Source organism: Alloprevotella rava (assembly GCF_014195585.1).
Taxonomy (GTDB): Bacteria; Bacteroidota; Bacteroidia; order Bacteroidales; family Bacteroidaceae; genus Alloprevotella; species Alloprevotella rava.
This window is the reverse complement of record NZ_JACICA010000001.1, coordinates 17,770-33,680: the sequence shown is the minus strand read 5'-3', so window position 1 is coordinate 33,680 and position 15,911 is coordinate 17,770. Positions and strand designations below refer to the sequence as shown.

12 protein-coding genes are annotated in these 15,911 nt (G+C 45.4%); 9 read left to right on the top strand and 3 right to left on the bottom strand.

Translation table 11 applies throughout. From position 1 onward, the window contains the following. Positions 1-7: 7 nt before the first annotated feature. Together FHS60_RS00135 and purT are read left to right on the top strand one after the other, a co-directional pair. Positions 8-157 carry a hypothetical protein gene (locus FHS60_RS00135; RefSeq protein ID WP_183693348.1) on the top strand — a complete coding sequence of 50 codons (150 nt, stop codon included), beginning with the start codon at positions 8-10 and terminating at the stop codon, positions 155-157. 66 nt (positions 158-223) lie between these two features. Further along, entirely contained in the window at positions 224-1,384 is a 1,161-nt protein-coding gene (gene purT / locus FHS60_RS00130) for a formate-dependent phosphoribosylglycinamide formyltransferase (RefSeq protein WP_183693345.1), read from the top strand. 655 nt (positions 1,385-2,039) lie between these two features. Here the strand turns inward: purT and FHS60_RS00125 are convergent. Then, positions 2,040-2,636: an NUDIX domain-containing protein gene (locus tag FHS60_RS00125; RefSeq protein WP_183693342.1), complete on the bottom strand. Its 597-nt coding sequence runs from the start codon at positions 2,634-2,636 to the stop codon at positions 2,040-2,042. A 200-nt stretch (positions 2,637-2,836) separates the two neighbouring features. Between FHS60_RS00125 and FHS60_RS00120 the strand changes: the two genes are divergently transcribed. The 7 genes from FHS60_RS00120 to FHS60_RS00090 all read left to right on the top strand — a co-directional run bounded on the left by FHS60_RS00120 (position 2,837) and on the right by FHS60_RS00090 (position 10,832). Further along, positions 2,837-4,348, top strand: a complete 1,512-nt coding sequence (locus FHS60_RS00120; RefSeq protein ID WP_183693339.1) for a DUF4301 family protein — start codon at positions 2,837-2,839, stop codon at positions 4,346-4,348. A gap of 13 nt (positions 4,349-4,361) precedes the next feature. Further along, complete coding sequence (locus tag FHS60_RS00115) at positions 4,362-4,901, top strand: chromate transporter (protein ID WP_183693336.1); 540 nt, start codon at positions 4,362-4,364, stop codon at positions 4,899-4,901. Between the two features lie 16 nt (positions 4,902-4,917). Then, complete coding sequence (locus FHS60_RS00110; RefSeq protein ID WP_183693333.1) at positions 4,918-5,493, top strand: chromate transporter; 576 nt, start codon at positions 4,918-4,920, stop codon at positions 5,491-5,493. Between the two features lie 51 nt (positions 5,494-5,544). Then, positions 5,545-6,897, top strand: coding sequence for an NAD(P)/FAD-dependent oxidoreductase (locus tag FHS60_RS00105; protein WP_183693330.1), 1,353 nt, complete (start codon positions 5,545-5,547; stop codon positions 6,895-6,897). Positions 6,898-7,009: 112 nt separating this feature from the next. Further along, the gene (locus tag FHS60_RS00100; protein ID WP_183693327.1) at positions 7,010-7,882 is read left to right on the top strand and encodes a hypothetical protein; all 873 of its coding nucleotides are present in this window, start codon (positions 7,010-7,012) and stop codon (positions 7,880-7,882) included. Positions 7,883-7,903: 21 nt separating this feature from the next. After that, the gene (locus FHS60_RS00095) at positions 7,904-9,430 is read left to right on the top strand and encodes a GH25 family lysozyme (RefSeq protein ID WP_244957379.1); all 1,527 of its coding nucleotides are present in this window, start codon (positions 7,904-7,906) and stop codon (positions 9,428-9,430) included. A gap of 352 nt (positions 9,431-9,782) precedes the next feature. Then, the gene (locus FHS60_RS00090) at positions 9,783-10,832 is read left to right on the top strand and encodes a CNNM domain-containing protein (RefSeq protein WP_183693324.1); all 1,050 of its coding nucleotides are present in this window, start codon (positions 9,783-9,785) and stop codon (positions 10,830-10,832) included. A gap of 169 nt (positions 10,833-11,001) precedes the next feature. Here FHS60_RS00090 and FHS60_RS00085 read toward each other — a convergent pair whose 3' ends face one another. Further along, positions 11,002-13,011, bottom strand: coding sequence for a YgiQ family radical SAM protein (locus FHS60_RS00085; protein ID WP_183693309.1), 2,010 nt, complete (start codon positions 13,009-13,011; stop codon positions 11,002-11,004). 43 nt (positions 13,012-13,054) lie between these two features. After that, a complete protein-coding gene (locus tag FHS60_RS00080; RefSeq protein WP_183693305.1) occupies positions 13,055-15,571 on the bottom strand; it encodes an endonuclease MutS2 in 2,517 nt (838 codons plus the stop codon). Positions 15,572-15,911: the final 340 nt, after the last annotated feature.

The following is a 15,911-nucleotide window of genomic DNA, read 5'->3' as shown; positions in this document are numbered from 1 at the left end:
GTTGCCTATGACTGACTCTTTACCACATCGCACTTCGCCACGCGAAGACACTCTAAAATTTCTTCGGGAATTTGCCCGCTTCTATCAGCCAGTGGCACTGCCCAAAAAGGACGACACGGACTCTACGATGGGTTCGTTCTCGACCCCCCTTTGTTAGTCAAACAATAAGCACACACCCTTTCTCGGACACTGTGTGCTTTTTCCATTTATAAAGCATTTATCAATGAAGAAAATTTTATTGCTCGGATCTGGCGAATTAGGCAAAGAATTTACAATTGCAGCCAAACGCTTGGGACAATATGTTATTGCGTGCGACAGTTACGCTGGAGCTCCAGCACAGCAAGTGGCCGATGAAGCGGAAGTATTCTCTATGCTCGACGGCGACGCTCTGGAGGCAGTCGTTCGCAAGCATCGCCCCGACATCATTGTTCCCGAAATCGAAGCCATTCGCACAGAACGGCTCTACGACTTCGAGCAACAAGGCATACAAGTTGTGCCGTCAGCTCGTGCTGTCAACTTCACGATGAATCGTAAGGCTATCCGCGATTTGGCAGCTAAAGAATTGGGCGTTAAGACTGCGCACTATTTCTATGCAAAGAACTACGAGGAGTTACAAGCGGCGGCCAACGAAATTGGTTTCCCATGTGTTATCAAACCCTTAATGTCGAGTTCTGGACACGGGCAGAGCCTTGTGAAACATCCCGACCAACTTCACGATGCGTGGACATCAGCCATAGAGGGAAGCCGAGGCGACATTCAGGAAGTTATCATTGAAAAATTTATCCGTTTCGACAGCGAAATCACGCTACTTACCGTCACTCAGAAAAATGGTCCTACACTCTTCTGCCCTCCCATTGGACATGTACAAGAACATGGCGACTATCGGGAAAGTTTCCAACCTGCAGCAACTACCCCCACTCAGTTGAAAAAAGCCGAGGAAATGGCGGCAAAAGTGACTGAAGCATTGACGGGTGCAGGTATTTGGGGCGTAGAATTCTTCTTGAAAGGCGATGAGGTTTACTTTTCAGAACTCTCTCCACGCCCCCACGATACGGGTATGGTTACACTTGCCAACACGCTCAACTTCAACGAATTCGAACTTCACCTACGCGCCGTCATTGGCTTACCCATCCCCTGCATCAAGCAAATGAGATATGGAGCAAGCGCAGTGATTCTCTCGCCCATAGAATCAGAAAAACAACCACAATATCGCGGATTGGAACAAACTTGTGAAGAGGATGCTGATATCCGCATATTTGGTAAACCCACAACAAGACTCCATCGCCGTATGGGTGTAGTAGTGGTGAATGGACCGACGGATACCGACTTAAATACCATCCGAGAAAAAGCCAAACGCTTGGCCAACTACGTTGAAGTTTACTAAGACAAACTACCCTTTATTGCTTTCTAGCAACAGAAGGCTACAGTTTTATACTCAAAAGTCTGCAACACATTTCCCAAAGGTTGCAGACTTTTTATTTATTTCTCTCTACTATTCCCACGAAGAAAAAGCCCTACTTACTGTCGTTTTATTTGATATTCCACTTTTCCAATCTAGAAATTAAACACACTCATTTTCCCTGAAGAAAGGTCGAAGCCAGCATCAAAAATCACAGTTGCAACCATTAGCTACCCTTTCACCAAAGAAAATAAGTGAAAAGAACTCCATTTTCAGATAAATTAAATGGAAAAAACAAGCCATAAAGGCATATTTTTCTTTATTCTGTCCGAAAATGCAATAAGGCTGCCAGCTGACAGTCTTATTGCGTTTGAAATTTTCCTTATTGTATTTTCAATTTCTCAAGGAGAAAATAAAATTTGTAGTATAGAAAATAAAATTTCCTCTTGAGAAATTTAAAATAGACCTATTTTAATGATGCCTCAAAACTGCGTTATTTTCGTCCGCAGGCCTTTGCGCTCGATTTCAAGCGATTCTCGGGGGTGTAGAATACGAAAAATTTTGACAAGTATAAAACCTTTAAGACACAGACTAAGAAGAAACACGAGCGAAGACAATAAAAGAGTTTTAGAACATCCTCCTACTCGCATTCTTCTCTACTCTCTTCCGTCTCCAGAGCATTCGCTACAGCCGAGCGGAACGACCAAAGTTCGGAAAGAGGGAGTGCCGTGTCTAAGAAGTTCGGGAAAGCTTCCATCAAATCCGTCAAGCGATTGAGTCGGCGGAGCGCAACAAGCAATATCTCATGGTGATCAAAAGCCAGCTTGGGCAGAGCGTCTATGGGAGTCCACTGAGCATCGGCGGCATCATCATCGGCCAGAACTTGTTCCATTGGAGCAAACGACATATAGGCCACCGTCACCACAGGACCGCGCGGATCTCTGTCAGGACGAGAGAAAACACCAAGTTCGACCAATGTCCCCACCTGCAAGTGAGTTTCTTCCTCCAATTCTCTGCGAGCGCAAGTAGGCAGATCCTCTTCGCCAACATTCAGAAAGCCTCCCGGAAAAGCCCAATGGGATTTATAAGGATCTGCTGCACGCTCCACGAGCAAGACGTATAATTTCTTATCGTGAAAACTAAACACTATGTTGTCGGCCGTCAAAGACGCACGCGGATACTTATAGGCATATTGAAACTCTTGTCCTGCGTGGACTTCACAATAAATATCTTTCATTTCTTTTCTCTTTTTGTAAAGCAAAATTAGTTTTTTCCAACCGAATAAAAGAAATATGTAGTTATCAAAACATTATCAGCTATTTTAGATTTTGAAGTTCCACCATTCAATACGCAGGAATCTGCTGATAAAACTTTAGGTTACAGTTGAATCTATAATTGAAAAGGCGTAATTTTGTAGCAATAAATTTTGGAACAAATATGATTAGTGCTAAAGACAAAGAGCAACTCGCTCAAAAAGGTATATCGGAAGAGAAACTTAACGAACAATTAAACTGTTTCAAAACTGGTTTTCCATATCTGAAACTTTATGCCGCAGCTGGTGTTGGAGAAGGTATTCTGAAACCTACGAAAGAAGAGCAACAGGCGTTTGCAGAAGCGTGGGACGAAGCAGCTAAGTCGCTCCACATTGTAAAGTTTGTGCCAGCCAGCGGAGCAGCTAGCCGAATGTTCAAAGACCTATTTTCGTTCAGCGAGGCCAGCTACGATGTTCCGACGACAGATTTTGAAAAGACTTTCTTCAATAATCTAGAGCATTACGCTTTCTTTAGCGCATTGGACGCACAGTGCAAGACGCTCCATAATAAAAACTGTGAAGAACTCCTGAAAGAAGGCGAATATAAAAAGATTGTCAACGCACTTCTTCATAAAGAAGGTCTCAACTATGGTCAACTTCCGAAAGGACTTTTGCTCTTCCATCGTTATGAAGATAGTGTTCGCACCCCCGCTGAGGAACATCTTGTGGAAGGCGCACTCTATGCCAAAGAAGCGGACGGCACTGTGAACGCACACTTCACCGTATCGCCAGAACATCGTCCTTTGTTCGAAGCACACATCCAAGAAAGTGTGCCGGCACTGGAAGAAAAATTCGGAGTGAAATATAACATCAGTTTTTCCGAACAAAAGAGTTCTACGGACACCGTTGCTGCTACACCGGACAACGAGCCTTTCCGCCAAGACGACGGAAGTCTGCTCTTCCGCCCTGCAGGACACGGTGCATTGATTGAGAATCTCAACGATATCACGGCAGATATTCTTTTCATCAAGAATATCGACAACGTAGTGCCTGATCGTCTCAAACCAGAAACAGTACACAATAAGAAATTGCTGGCTGGCGTTCTCGTTTCGCTGCAAAAGAAAACGTTCAAATACTTACATCTACTTGAAAGTGGGCAGTACAGCCCTACCGATTTGCACGAGATAAAACTTTTCCTCGAAAAGGAACTCTGCTGCAAGACTTTACTCCCATTAGACGGAAAAGCGTTGGCCGACTATCTCTACCAGAAACTGAACCGCCCAATACGTATTTGCGGCATGGTGCCCAATGTGGGCGAGCCTGGAGGCGGCCCATTCTTGGCTTATAACCAGGACGGCAGCATCTCCCTGCAAATTTTGGAGAGTAGCCAAATCAATATGGACGATGAGAAGACCAAAGCCATGTATGTCAAAGGCACACACTTCAACCCCGTAGATCTCGTTTGCGCTGTTAAAAACTACAAAGGCGAGAAGTTTAATCTGCCCGATTTTGTAGATAAGACAACAGGTTTTATCTCCCTCAAAAGCAAGAACGGCCGCGAGCTAAAAGCCCTTGAGCTTCCCGGACTTTGGAACGGAGCGATGAGCGATTGGAACACAGTGTTTGTAGAGGTCCCTCTCATCACTTTCAATCCCGTTAAGACGGTAAACGATTTAATTCGCGAGCAACATCAGTAATCCGCACAACAGAATGAACTCTTTTCTGAAACTTTTTGTCCTTTTCTTAAAAGAGGCTGGTTTTGCGCTAGGCAATGGTTATGCCGCCATCTCTCCCTTGCGCAAAAAGCTAACAGCCACAGCTTTGCTAACAGAAGAAGAATTTGACAACTCACTAGCCATTGCACAAGCCATGCCAGGCGTGTTTAGTCTCAATCTAGCTGTTTATTTGGGGCATAAGATATGCAGATGGAAAGGCAGTATAGCTGCAGCATTAGGAACACTCCTTCCTGCTTTTGCTATTTTGCTCATACTGACTATCTGCTTCAATGGAGTTCAAGACAACAAGCATCTTACTGCCTTTCTGAAAGGCCTACGCCCTGGTATCATCGCCTTTATCGTAGTTTCCGTTATCAGAATGCTAAAAAGCTCAGGTATCGCATTGGCCAATGTTTGGCTACTCATAGGTACGATAGCTTCCATTGTGTTCCTCGGTATTTCTCCTGCCTATATCATTATTGCTATTGTCCTTGCAGCAATCTTGTATGCCGTAACCATTCGGCCTAACGAATAAAACAGAAGTCTGAATCATGCTGCTTCTTTATCTCTCACTCTTTGTAAGCTTCTTCCTGACGGGCCTTCTAGCTTTTGGCGGTGCTCCCGTTCTGCCAGCTTTCATTGGCAATATCTTTATCTCACAACACGAATGGTTTAGCCCTAGCCAAGTTTCGAACTTGATAGCACTAAGTTTGATTACACCTGGCGATCTTGCCTTGAATGCAGCAACAGTAGGCGGATACACTACAGCAGCTTCAACTCTCACAACGGGATATAGCATATTGGGAAGTTTTATTGCCACGCTCGGCGTGACGCTCCCATCCTTTGTTAGCACAGGCATCTTCTGCCGCTTCAAAAGCCTATTAAAAGAGTTGGGAATTACACAAACTGTCATCAGCTGGCTCAAACCAGTCATTCCTGGAATAGCCCTATCAGGAGCCATCCTATTGATGATGCCCGATGCAAAAGGAGGAGATACGATTAGTAATTGGGAATTAGGAGTGTCTATTTTCCTCTTTATCTCTACGATTATCGGCAGTGCAAAATTCAACTTCAGCCCCATCTTTATGCTTTTGCTTTGCGGCATTGCGGGCTGGATACTTTTCTAAAACAAACACAAATCCCACAGCACTTTGGGTTAACATAACAACTATTCTAAGATGAGTTTCAACGTTCCTAAATCCGACAAAAAACGCGTGGTCATTGTCGGTGGCGGCTTTGGAGGCCTGCAGGTAGCCAATCGACTAAAACACTCCGACTTCCAAGTAGTGCTTATCGATCGTAATAACTATCACCAATTCCCGCCACTTATCTATCAGGTAGCTTCTGCGGGATTAGAACCCAGTTCTATTTCTTTTCCCTTCCGCAAAATATATCAACGCCGTAAGAACTTCTTTTTCCGCATGGCTACAGTGCGCTCTATCTTTCCAGAACAGAGGATTCTGCAAACTTCCATAGGCAAGATTAGTTACGACTACTTGATTTTTGCAGCGGGTACTACTACCAATTTCTTTGGTAATAAGGAAGTGGAAGAAGAGGCTATCCCCATGAAAAATGTAAGTGAGGCTATGGGACTGCGTAATGCTCTGCTCGAGAACTTCGAGCGTGCACTTACCTGCGCCAGTGAGCAAGAACGACAAGAACTGCTTAACGTTGTGATTGTGGGAGGTGGCGCCACGGGCGTCGAAGTTGCTGGAGCTTTGGCAGAGATGAAAAACTACATCTTGCCTAAAGATTATCCAGATATGGATAGCAGCTTGATGCAAATTTATCTTATCGAAGCAGGCAACCGCTTGCTGGCTGCAATGAACCCTAAAAATTCGAGCCATGCTGAACAATACCTCCGCGAGATGGGCGTTAACGTCATGCTCAATAAAATGGTCACGGGATACGAGAACCATCGTGTACAACTAAAAGATGGAAGCTCCATAGCTACACGCACCTTTATTTGGGTAAGTGGTGTAGCCGCTCAACCCGTAGGTAACTTAGGAACAGAGTTCTTAGGCAGAGGCGGACGTATTAAAGTGGACGAATACAACCGCGTAACGGGCCTGGACGGAGTCTTTGCCATTGGAGACCAATGTCTTATGACAGCAGACGAGGACTACCCTAACGGCCATCCGCAGTTGGCACAAGTAGCTATACAGCAGGGGCGCCTGCTTGCAAAGAACTTGCAACGCCTAGAGAAGAACAAAGAACTCAAAGCTTTCCACTATCGCAACCTCGGCGCCATGGCTACGGTTGGTCGCAATCGGGCAATTGCCGAATTTAGCAAGATTCGTATGCACGGCTTTGTGGCGTGGCTCATGTGGCTATTTGTACACCTCCGCTCCATTCTTGGCGTAAGAAATAAGATCATTGTTCTTTTCAACTGGATATGGAATTATGTCTCCTACTCGCAATCGCTTCGTATGATTGTGTATGCGCGGAAAGCCAAAGAAGTGCAAGAGCGCGAGAAACGTTTATCTTCACAGCACTGGGGAAAAGACTTACTCAGCGAGGGAGCAGACTAACACTTAAATTTAGGAACGAAGGACGAGATGCAAGGCAAAGTGTTTTGAAAAAGCAAACAGACTCTTCTCTTGCAGCTCGTCCTTTATTAACCCACACAACAACGTTAGGATAATGAAATTTCCTGCAAATAAGATATTGCGGAGACATATAAAGACAGGAGAAAAGAAAGAAAACCTGGCAAAACTCAAAGAACGCCTTAGAAAACGCTCCCAACAAATTGGAAGACTTTCTAAAAAGTCGCTGCGTCAGCAGGCAGCTTGGATTCGCCGTTTCAAATGGGGCATTCTTGCAGTACTCTTTGTTTCCTGCTTGGGAATAATATTTTTTCCTGCCTCTCTTGAAAATCAACTCTCAGGATTGGTACAAGTAGAACTCACCTGTACCAATCGCATCATATCTCAAAGCGGTGACACACTTTATTCTAATAAACTTTCTACAAAAGTCGTTGACGAATCGCTCTCTTTATCGGATTCCACAAACCAAGTAAAACTATTGGGAAACGGCTTTTTTATATCGAACGGTGGGCACGTTGTGACAGCCACTACAGCGCCTGCATCTATGGTTACAAAGAAAACGGACTGCACGCTGAGGCAGGAACTTCGCGAAGATAGCATTGCTCTCGAACTTCTGAGCAAGCAGCTCAAACGCAGCCACCGCGAATTTGATTATTATGCCCGCACGCACTCCGTCGTAGACGATGGCTACAACGATGTTATGGTTCTTCGCGAAAAAACAATCCTCCGACAGGCCAATACAGACTCGATGCTCTCGCGTGTAAAACGTATGCTCCACAGCAAGCCAAAGTCGCTCTCCTGCGAACTGCTGCAATCTTACACTGTCACTGTCACTTCGCCCACTGACAGCGGAAAAGTCATGGTTCGTCGCTATAAAGCCTCTCTTTGTCGAAGCAACGGAGACAGCCTCTCCCTCATCCAGATTGCAGGCAGGTCTCTACCTAAAAACACACGGCATTTCTCTCCCTAGTATTTTAATCCACAAAATTGTTTGCCGCTAACAAATCCCAAAATAGAACTCGGATTTCAACATACGAGAGGAAATGCAGAGATTTTGCCCGATGTTGCTCAAGCTAAAACCCATCATAGCTACTTCTGTAATACTTCCGCTGTTGTTAATCGTTGGGGACAACTTGTTGGGGTTAATTACGGAAGCAATTATGCAGACTTTGACAGTTTGCACAAACTCTTTTATGCTCACCATTCCTACATTGGCTGGCTCGTCTATAATGTTGTAAAATGGTTTCGTAGTCTTTTTGACAATCATTACTATTTCCAAAATGTTTCACTTAAAGTTCCCACGGCTTCTCCCCGCAACATCTTGGGCTGGAATACTGTGGGGAATCTATACCAAGAGGTTGTTCTAGGCAAACAGCATTATTCAGGCAGATACCTCCATCAGCAGCCTAACGGTGAGGGCACTATGATCTATGGTGATAGTTGTACTTATCAGGGACAATGGAAAAACGGCCTACGCGAAGGTTTCGGTACGCTCTACATCCCACAACGTGGAACATGGCAAGGACTCTGGCACGCAGACACGCTGCAAAATGGAACATTCCATAATAGCACACAAGAATATATAGGACAATTCAATCAGCATCTCGAATTTGAGGGAGAAGGAATACTCCGAACATTCAAATCGCCCTCCACTAGCAACCATCCAATGCCTTATGCCATTGATAGCACATATTATGCAGGTTCATGGAAGGCAGGAATGCGAAGTAATTTTGGTATTGCGATTGAGCCACAAAAGACTATTCACGCAGGAATTTGGAGGAACGATCATTTCCTTGGAGAACAAATGGTCTACACGGCTCATCGTGTCTACGGCATTGATATTTCTCGTTTCCAACACGACATCAAAAAGAAAACGTATAGTATCAACTGGTCCGACCTCCGCATCACAAGTCTTGGTAGCTTAAAGAGACGTATCAATGGAAATGCGAGCTACCCCGTTAGCTTTGTTTACATTAAAGCGACAGAAGGCAAAACGCTGCGCAACAAGTACTTCCATACCGATGCCATGCACGCTCGACAGCACGGAATTGCAGTAGGAGCTTACCACTTCTTCTCTACGCACACGTCTGCTGCAGAACAAGCAGCTTGGTTCCTAAAGTATGCGGCGCCACATCAAGGCGATCTTCCGCCAATGCTTGATGTCGAACCAACAGAAAAGCAAATTCGTGATATGGGCGGCGAAGACGTTTTATTCCGCGCCATGCTTTCATGGCTACATATCGTGGAACGCCACACAGGTACGCGCCCACTGATATACGTCGGCCAAATGTTTGTAAATCGTCACTTACCTAATGCCCCACAAGAACTACAAGATTATGATATTTGGATAGCACGCTATTCGGAATTCAAACCTTTCGTGCAACTACAATATTGGCAATTAACACCTGAAGGGCGCGTAAAAGGGATTCATGGCGATGTAGATATCAACGTGTTTAATGGGACGAAAGAAGACTTTCAGAAACTCCGCACTCTCAATGGAGTGAAACATAGCAAATAGATCTTTTCCAAAAGAAAAGAAAAGTAGCAGAGAAAGCGGAAGAAGAGATGAAGCATCAGAACAAAGTACAATTTCTTTACGCTTATGGAGCGTAAAAATTACTCTTCTAAAAACACAGAAAAGACCTATCAGAGAAAAAGTGAAAGAATTTATGACATCAGCAAAAACCACCTTTCTACAAAAAGAAAGCAAAAGCCGACAAACAGATTCAGAGGGGCGGAAGATACATGGCATTTTCACTTTCTTTGCAGTTCGCACATAAATCCATATATTTGCACCTGCTGGGCAAAAAACCTAGCGGGTGTGAGATTTCTCCACATCTTATCATTTATAAAATCGCATTTTCATAACAATGATTCCGCTTTTAGCGCTTTTATTCTTAGTAGTTTTCGCATCTTTCGCTTGCTCCATACTCGAAGCATCTTTACTATCCACCCCTATGTCTTTCGTAACCATGAAGGAAGACGAAGGCTCAAAAACGGCACGCCGCCTAAAGAAGTATAAGCAAGACATCGACAAACCCATCTCAGCAATCCTTACTATCAACACCATTGCAAACACCGCTGGCGCTGCTGGCGTGGGAGCTATGGCTGCCGCACAATTTGGCGACGCTGCTGTGGGCTGGTTTTCAGCTGGACTGACGGTGCTCATCCTTGTGTTTTCTGAAATCATCCCGAAGACTCTGGGTGCCACCTATTGGCGACACATCATTTTGCGCTTTACACCGCTCATTCATTTCCTTGTGATCATCACTTATCCTTTTGTTCTTTTGGCGGAACTTATCACCAATTTCATTCAGCCTGATGCTGCTCCCGCATCTGTTAGTCGCGAGGAGGTTTCGGCAATGGTTACCGTTGGAGCAGAGGAAGGTGTTTTTCAGCAGAAAGAGGACAAAATGCTGCAGAATATGCTGAAACTTTCAAAAGTTACTGCGCGCGAAATCATGACACCTTCTTCTGTCGTGGAAATGGCGGAAGAATCAATGACGCTTAAAGAATTTCGTGAACACGAGCAGTTCCAAACCTATTCGCGTATACCTGTATTCAAGGATAACGACGACTATATCACGGGCTACGTACTGCGCCAAACCATTCTCGAAAAGCTGTCAGAAGATAGGTTTAACATGAAGCTCGAAGAACTTGTCCGCCCTATCCTTTCTTTCCCCGAAAACGAGAGTGTCTCTGTCATTTGGGAAAAATTGTTGGCACAGAAAGAGCACATCTCTGTTATCATCGACGAATATGGCTGTTTGCGCGGTATTGTCACTATGGAAGACGTCATTGAGACTATGCTCGGCACTGAAATCGTTGACGAAAAGGACACTGTGACCGATATGCAAGAGTATGCGCGGGAACAATGGAAGGAACAGCAGCAACAGCAAGCCGACGAGAAAGAGGCATAAATTTCCCCGCTTATCCGCCTTCTTCTTTGGAAGGACAAAAGGGGCAAAATAAGCTTTCTATTTTTTAAATAAATTAGTTTCCACATAATTACAAAAATAAAACTCCTTGAAAAGTGCAAGACTTTTCAAGGAGTTTTGTTTGTATTACAGAGTAGGACTTGCATATTTTTCAACGCCTCCTCTTATTGTTTTTACTAAAATTAGGATTGAAAGAATGTGGTTTATCTTCACGCTCCTTTCGCTTCTTCCGCTGAGGTTTAGAAGCAGGCATAGATGCGCGTTCTGGTAGGCCGCCGTAGAGTTTCTGTATCAAATCGGGGCGGTTCATACGCCGCAATTCAGCCTGAATCTTTGCGCGCTCCTCTGGCTTATACCAGAAGAAAAACATACGTTGACGCAATTTCTGCTGTGGCGTTTGTGCGGAATAAACGGCTTCGAGTGTGTAAGGATGGTAGCCACTATACCACGTCTCGGTGCTTACTGTCATAGGAGTTGGCGTAAAGTCTTGAACCTGCTCCAAATGAAAATCCATCTCCTTGGTGAGTGCTGCCAATTCGGCCATATCCTCTTCCGTACAACCTGGATGAGAGGAAATGAAATATGGTATTATCTGCTGTTTAAGTCCTGCCTCTTTGTTGATTTTCTCAAAGATACGCTTGAATTCATAAAACAACTGGAAGCTCGGCTTACGCATGATGTGTAGCACACGGTCGGAAGTATGCTCTGGAGCCACTTTCAGACGACCGCTGACGTGTCGAAGGATGAGTTCTTTCGTGTATTCCTGCGCAGACTTATTGGCCTGTTCATCCTTGCTCTTATGGAGCAAGAGATCATAACGCACGCCACTACCGATAAAGCTTTTCTTCATACCGGGAAGTGCATCAACAGCGCGGTACACATCAAGCAGCTGAGTGTGGTCGGTATTGAGATTGGGGCATACAGCCGGACTGATACAAGATGGGCGCTTACAACGAGCGCATATATCGCGGTTGCGGCCTTGCATACCATACATATTGGCCGACGGCCCTCCCAAATCGCTCAGATAACCGCGAAAGTCGGGCATCTTCGTAACGGCTTTCACCTCGCGAATAATGCTCTCCTTGGAACGCGACATGATAAACTTGCCTTGATGGGCACTAATGGTGCAGAAAGCGCAGCCGCCAAAGCATCCGCGGTGGATGTTGACACTGAACTTTATCATCTCGTAAGCGGGAATACGCTTGCCGCGATATTTGGGGTGAGGCAAACGCGTATAAGGTAAGTCGAAACTATGGTCAATCTGCTCCGTTGTCAGTGGAGGATAAGGCGGATTGACAACAACATAATTCTTTCCTAAAGGTTGCAAGATGCGCTGCGCGTGAAGACGGTTACTCTCCTCCTCAATATGACGAAAATTCTCGGCATAATGCTTACGATTGCGCAAACAATCCTCATGACTGTGCAGCACTATATCGTCCTCCGTGATACCTCCTGGAACTTCGTTCTCTGAAACCATCGTAACGGTTTGAGAAACGGGGAATTTGCTAACGATATTCCGAAAATCGGCAGTTGCCACAAAGGCGTCGGGCTCGTGGTGCAACACTTTGTCCTCTAAAAGCTGGCAAAGTGCAACCATGGGGAGTTCTCCCATGCCGTAGATAATGAGGTCGCCCCCACTCTCCTTGAGAATGCAGGGTTTTAGGGTATCTTTCCAATAGTCGTAATGGGTAAGGCGACGAAGACTGGCTTCGATGCCTCCCAGCACTACTGGCACATCGGGATATATCTGTTTGAGAATTTGAGAATATACTATCGTTGGATATTCCGGGCGCATATCGTGACGACCATCAGGACTGTAAGCATCTTCCGAACGCAGGCGGCGGTTGGCGGTATACTTATTAACCATCGAGTCCATACAGCCGGGCGCAATCCCGAAAAAGAGACGTGGTCGTCCGAGCTTCTTAAAGTCGCGGAAATCACCATGCCAGTCGGGCTGCGGAACAATGGCCACACGGTAGCCTTCAGCTTCCAATATGCGGCCTATAACTGCTGCGCCAAACGAGGGATGATCGACATAAGCATCTCCACTAAAGAGGATAACATCTAAGTAGTCCCAGCCACGCTGACGGACTTCCTTCAACGTTGTTGGAAGAAAATCGGTCAGTTGTACCCTCTTTTCATTCTGTATATTTTGAAACATCTATTGCTATAAAGAAGAAGTCCACTTCTTTTCCTCGTATTTCTTAAAATTCTACGATTGTAATCCCCGCTCCACCAAACTGAACGTGCTCGTCATGAAAGGTTTTGACGCCGGGAACCGTATGAAGATATTGGCGGATGAGCATTCGGAGAGCACCAGTTCCCGTTCCGTGAAGAATACGTACTTGCGACTGCTCTAGGAGTATGGCATCGTCGATGAAATGAGATACCACATCGAGCGCTTCATCCCCGCGCATACCGCGTAGGTCTATCTCAGACTTGAAATTCAACTTCTTTTCGTAAACAGCATCCCGTGTCTGTTTCGACACAAAGGTGGAAACTTTCGAAATGTTATTGCTCTCGGACTTCATTGTTACTTCGAGGCGCGACAGAGGCACATTGGTGTGCATCATACCAAAGAGAACGCGCGCTTGCTTACCAGAGATCACTTCCACGTGTCCAACTGTTGTTTGACCTTTTAGGCGGACATAATCCCCCACCCTCACTTTCACGTGAGTTGAAACAGGCCTGGGCTGATCAGAAGCATTCTTTGACAGCGTGCTGACCAGCTGCTGTAGCGCAGAACCTTTCTTTTCAGACTTCCGCTGCTGCCGGCGTTTGATTTTCTCAATCTTTCGCGCTATGCGGTCTTCCTCTTCCATATCTTGTCGAAGAGTGTTTTTATATTCGTCCAATTGCTGGCGCACCTCGCGCGTTTTTTCTTTCTCGGCTTGAGCTTCTTTGATGGCGCGGATAGTGCTTTCGATTTTCGCATTACTCTGCTTGAGCAAATCCTGCGCTTCCTCTTTTGCTTTGGCCATCACTTGTTTTCGCTCCTGATTGAAATTCTGGAGTTCTTTTTCGTAGTTGGCCAGCGACGCCTGCAGCTGCTTCTCCTGCGTGTGTACTTTCTGGCGCTTGGTCTCCCAGTACATCTTATCGCGGGCTATGTCCTGGAGATATTTATCGGACATGACATAGTCCTTCCCTACCAAGTCGGCGGCATAGGCTATCACATCTTCGGGTAAACCTATCTTGCGGGCAATCTCTATGGCGAAACTGCTACCTGGATGGCCTATGCGCAACAAGAATAGCGGTTGCATCTGTGCACGGTCGTATAGCATAGCTCCATTCACAACGCTCTCCGTTGAATCTGCAAAGTGTTTCAGATTCTGGTAGTGGGTCGTGATGACGCCGTAAGTACCGTTTTCCACAAAGCGGTTGAGGATGGCTTCGGCCATAGCTCCACCTATTTGTGGCTCTGTACCGCCGCCGAACTCGTCAATCAAAAGCAGCGAATGAGGCCCTGCATTTTTCATCATGGCCTTCATACCGAGCAAATGACTGCTGTAAGTGGAGAGTTCGTTTTCAAGATCTTGCTCGTCACCAATGCTGATAAAAATATCCTGAAAAATACCCATCACGGAATTTTCGCGCATAGGTACGGGCATACCGCATTGTAGCATATACTGCAACAAACCAACAGTTTTCAGACAAACGGACTTACCGCCTGCATTAGGGCCAGAAATCAACAAAATATGTTGCTTTCCTTTGAGGGCGATATCAAGCGGTACCTGCTTACTACCATGGCGCTGCAAACTTTGCTGAAGCAGCGGATGAATGGCTTGCACCCAATCCATGTAGGGGTATTTGCGCACTTCGGGGATAACAGATTCAAATGTCGTTGAAAAACTCGCCAAGGCGCGCAGGAAGTCGATATGAGCCAAGAAGTGCAGACTTTGCAACATGGCAGGTGCACAAGGACGAATGTTGTTGGTCAATTCCTGTAAAATTCGAATGACTTCGCGCTTCTCTTGCGATTTCAATTCGCGAATGCGATTGTTTGCGTCTACAACTACTGATGGTTCTATGAAAACAGTCTTGCCCGTGGCACTCTCATCGTGTATAATACCCTTAATCTTTCGCTTGAGGGCAGGGGCAACAGGAATCACCAAACGCCCATCACGCAGCGTGGGCGCAACATCGCGATCAATATAGCCTTCATTCTGTGCCTCGGAGATGAGGGTGCGCAAACTATGGCTGATACCACGCGTTGTCACTTCTATTGAATGACGGGTTTGGAGTAATTCTGGAGAAGCCGTATCCTTGACTTTTCCGTATTTATTGAGCACTTCATCTATGCGCTTGACAATTTGCGGAAATGTCTCCACATTGGAAGCCATCTGAGTGAGTGCTGGGTATTCGGGTGTTTCGCCGTCGCCTTTTTTGCGAAAAAAATCAACTAAATCACTGACCGACTTGAGCGAACGTTTCAAATCGAAAAGCTCAAGTTCTTCCATGTGTGTGCGCTCTGGACGAATGCGCATCAAGGCCTGACGAACATCGAAAAAGTTTTCTTCGTAAATGTCGTCTTCCTCTTCAGAAAAACGTATGAAGTCGCGCACCTGTTCGAGCGCTTCTCTCACGTCTTCGTATCGGGACAGAAATTTGAGCTGACTATCGACCCATTCGGTGCCAAGCGTGGACATGCAACGCCCTTTAAGCAACGTCCGAATTTCGTCAAACCCGATTTTCTGTTCAAAATTTTCAGGGAAAATCATGCTTGTATTTATTTTTAGGCAAAGATACAAAATAGATACGAGATAAGGGAGAAGCGGAACAGATAGAAGCTTCAGGCAAACGAGGCAAAAGAAGACTTTATTTACTACCCTTTTATTTGACAACAACCTTCTCCTTTCTAGAGAAGAAAATCTCGAAAAAATCAGTCAAGAACCTAAGGAAAGAGACCCAAGAGGGCATATTTCTGGAAAATCATATCGCAGAAAGTGAGAAAAAGGTCCGATATGGACATTGCTTTCATAATTCCTGCGGTTTCCATGTACCGAAGAGACGTTTCTATCCTTATTCTGTCAGCTGATACAATAAGGATGTCAGCTGACA

What these genes read in the sequence shown, in the direction of transcription:
- FHS60_RS00135 (WP_183693348.1), top strand. Translation starts at nt 8, where the DNA reads ATGACTGACTCTTTACCACATCGCACTTCGCCACGCGAAGACACTCTA.
- purT (WP_183693345.1), top strand. Translation starts at nt 224, where the DNA reads ATGAAGAAAATTTTATTGCTCGGATCTGGCGAATTAGGCAAAGAATTT.
- FHS60_RS00125 (WP_183693342.1), bottom strand. Translation starts at nt 2,636, where the DNA reads ATGAAAGATATTTATTGTGAAGTCCACGCAGGACAAGAGTTTCAATAT.
- FHS60_RS00120 (WP_183693339.1), top strand. Translation starts at nt 2,837, where the DNA reads ATGATTAGTGCTAAAGACAAAGAGCAACTCGCTCAAAAAGGTATATCG.
- FHS60_RS00115 (WP_183693336.1), top strand. Translation starts at nt 4,362, where the DNA reads ATGAACTCTTTTCTGAAACTTTTTGTCCTTTTCTTAAAAGAGGCTGGT.
- FHS60_RS00110 (WP_183693333.1), top strand. Translation starts at nt 4,918, where the DNA reads ATGCTGCTTCTTTATCTCTCACTCTTTGTAAGCTTCTTCCTGACGGGC.
- FHS60_RS00105 (WP_183693330.1), top strand. Translation starts at nt 5,545, where the DNA reads ATGAGTTTCAACGTTCCTAAATCCGACAAAAAACGCGTGGTCATTGTC.
- FHS60_RS00100 (WP_183693327.1), top strand. Translation starts at nt 7,010, where the DNA reads ATGAAATTTCCTGCAAATAAGATATTGCGGAGACATATAAAGACAGGA.
- FHS60_RS00090 (WP_183693324.1), top strand. Translation starts at nt 9,783, where the DNA reads ATGATTCCGCTTTTAGCGCTTTTATTCTTAGTAGTTTTCGCATCTTTC.
- FHS60_RS00085 (WP_183693309.1), bottom strand. Translation starts at nt 13,011, where the DNA reads ATGTTTCAAAATATACAGAATGAAAAGAGGGTACAACTGACCGATTTT.
- FHS60_RS00080 (WP_183693305.1), bottom strand. Translation starts at nt 15,571, where the DNA reads ATGATTTTCCCTGAAAATTTTGAACAGAAAATCGGGTTTGACGAAATT.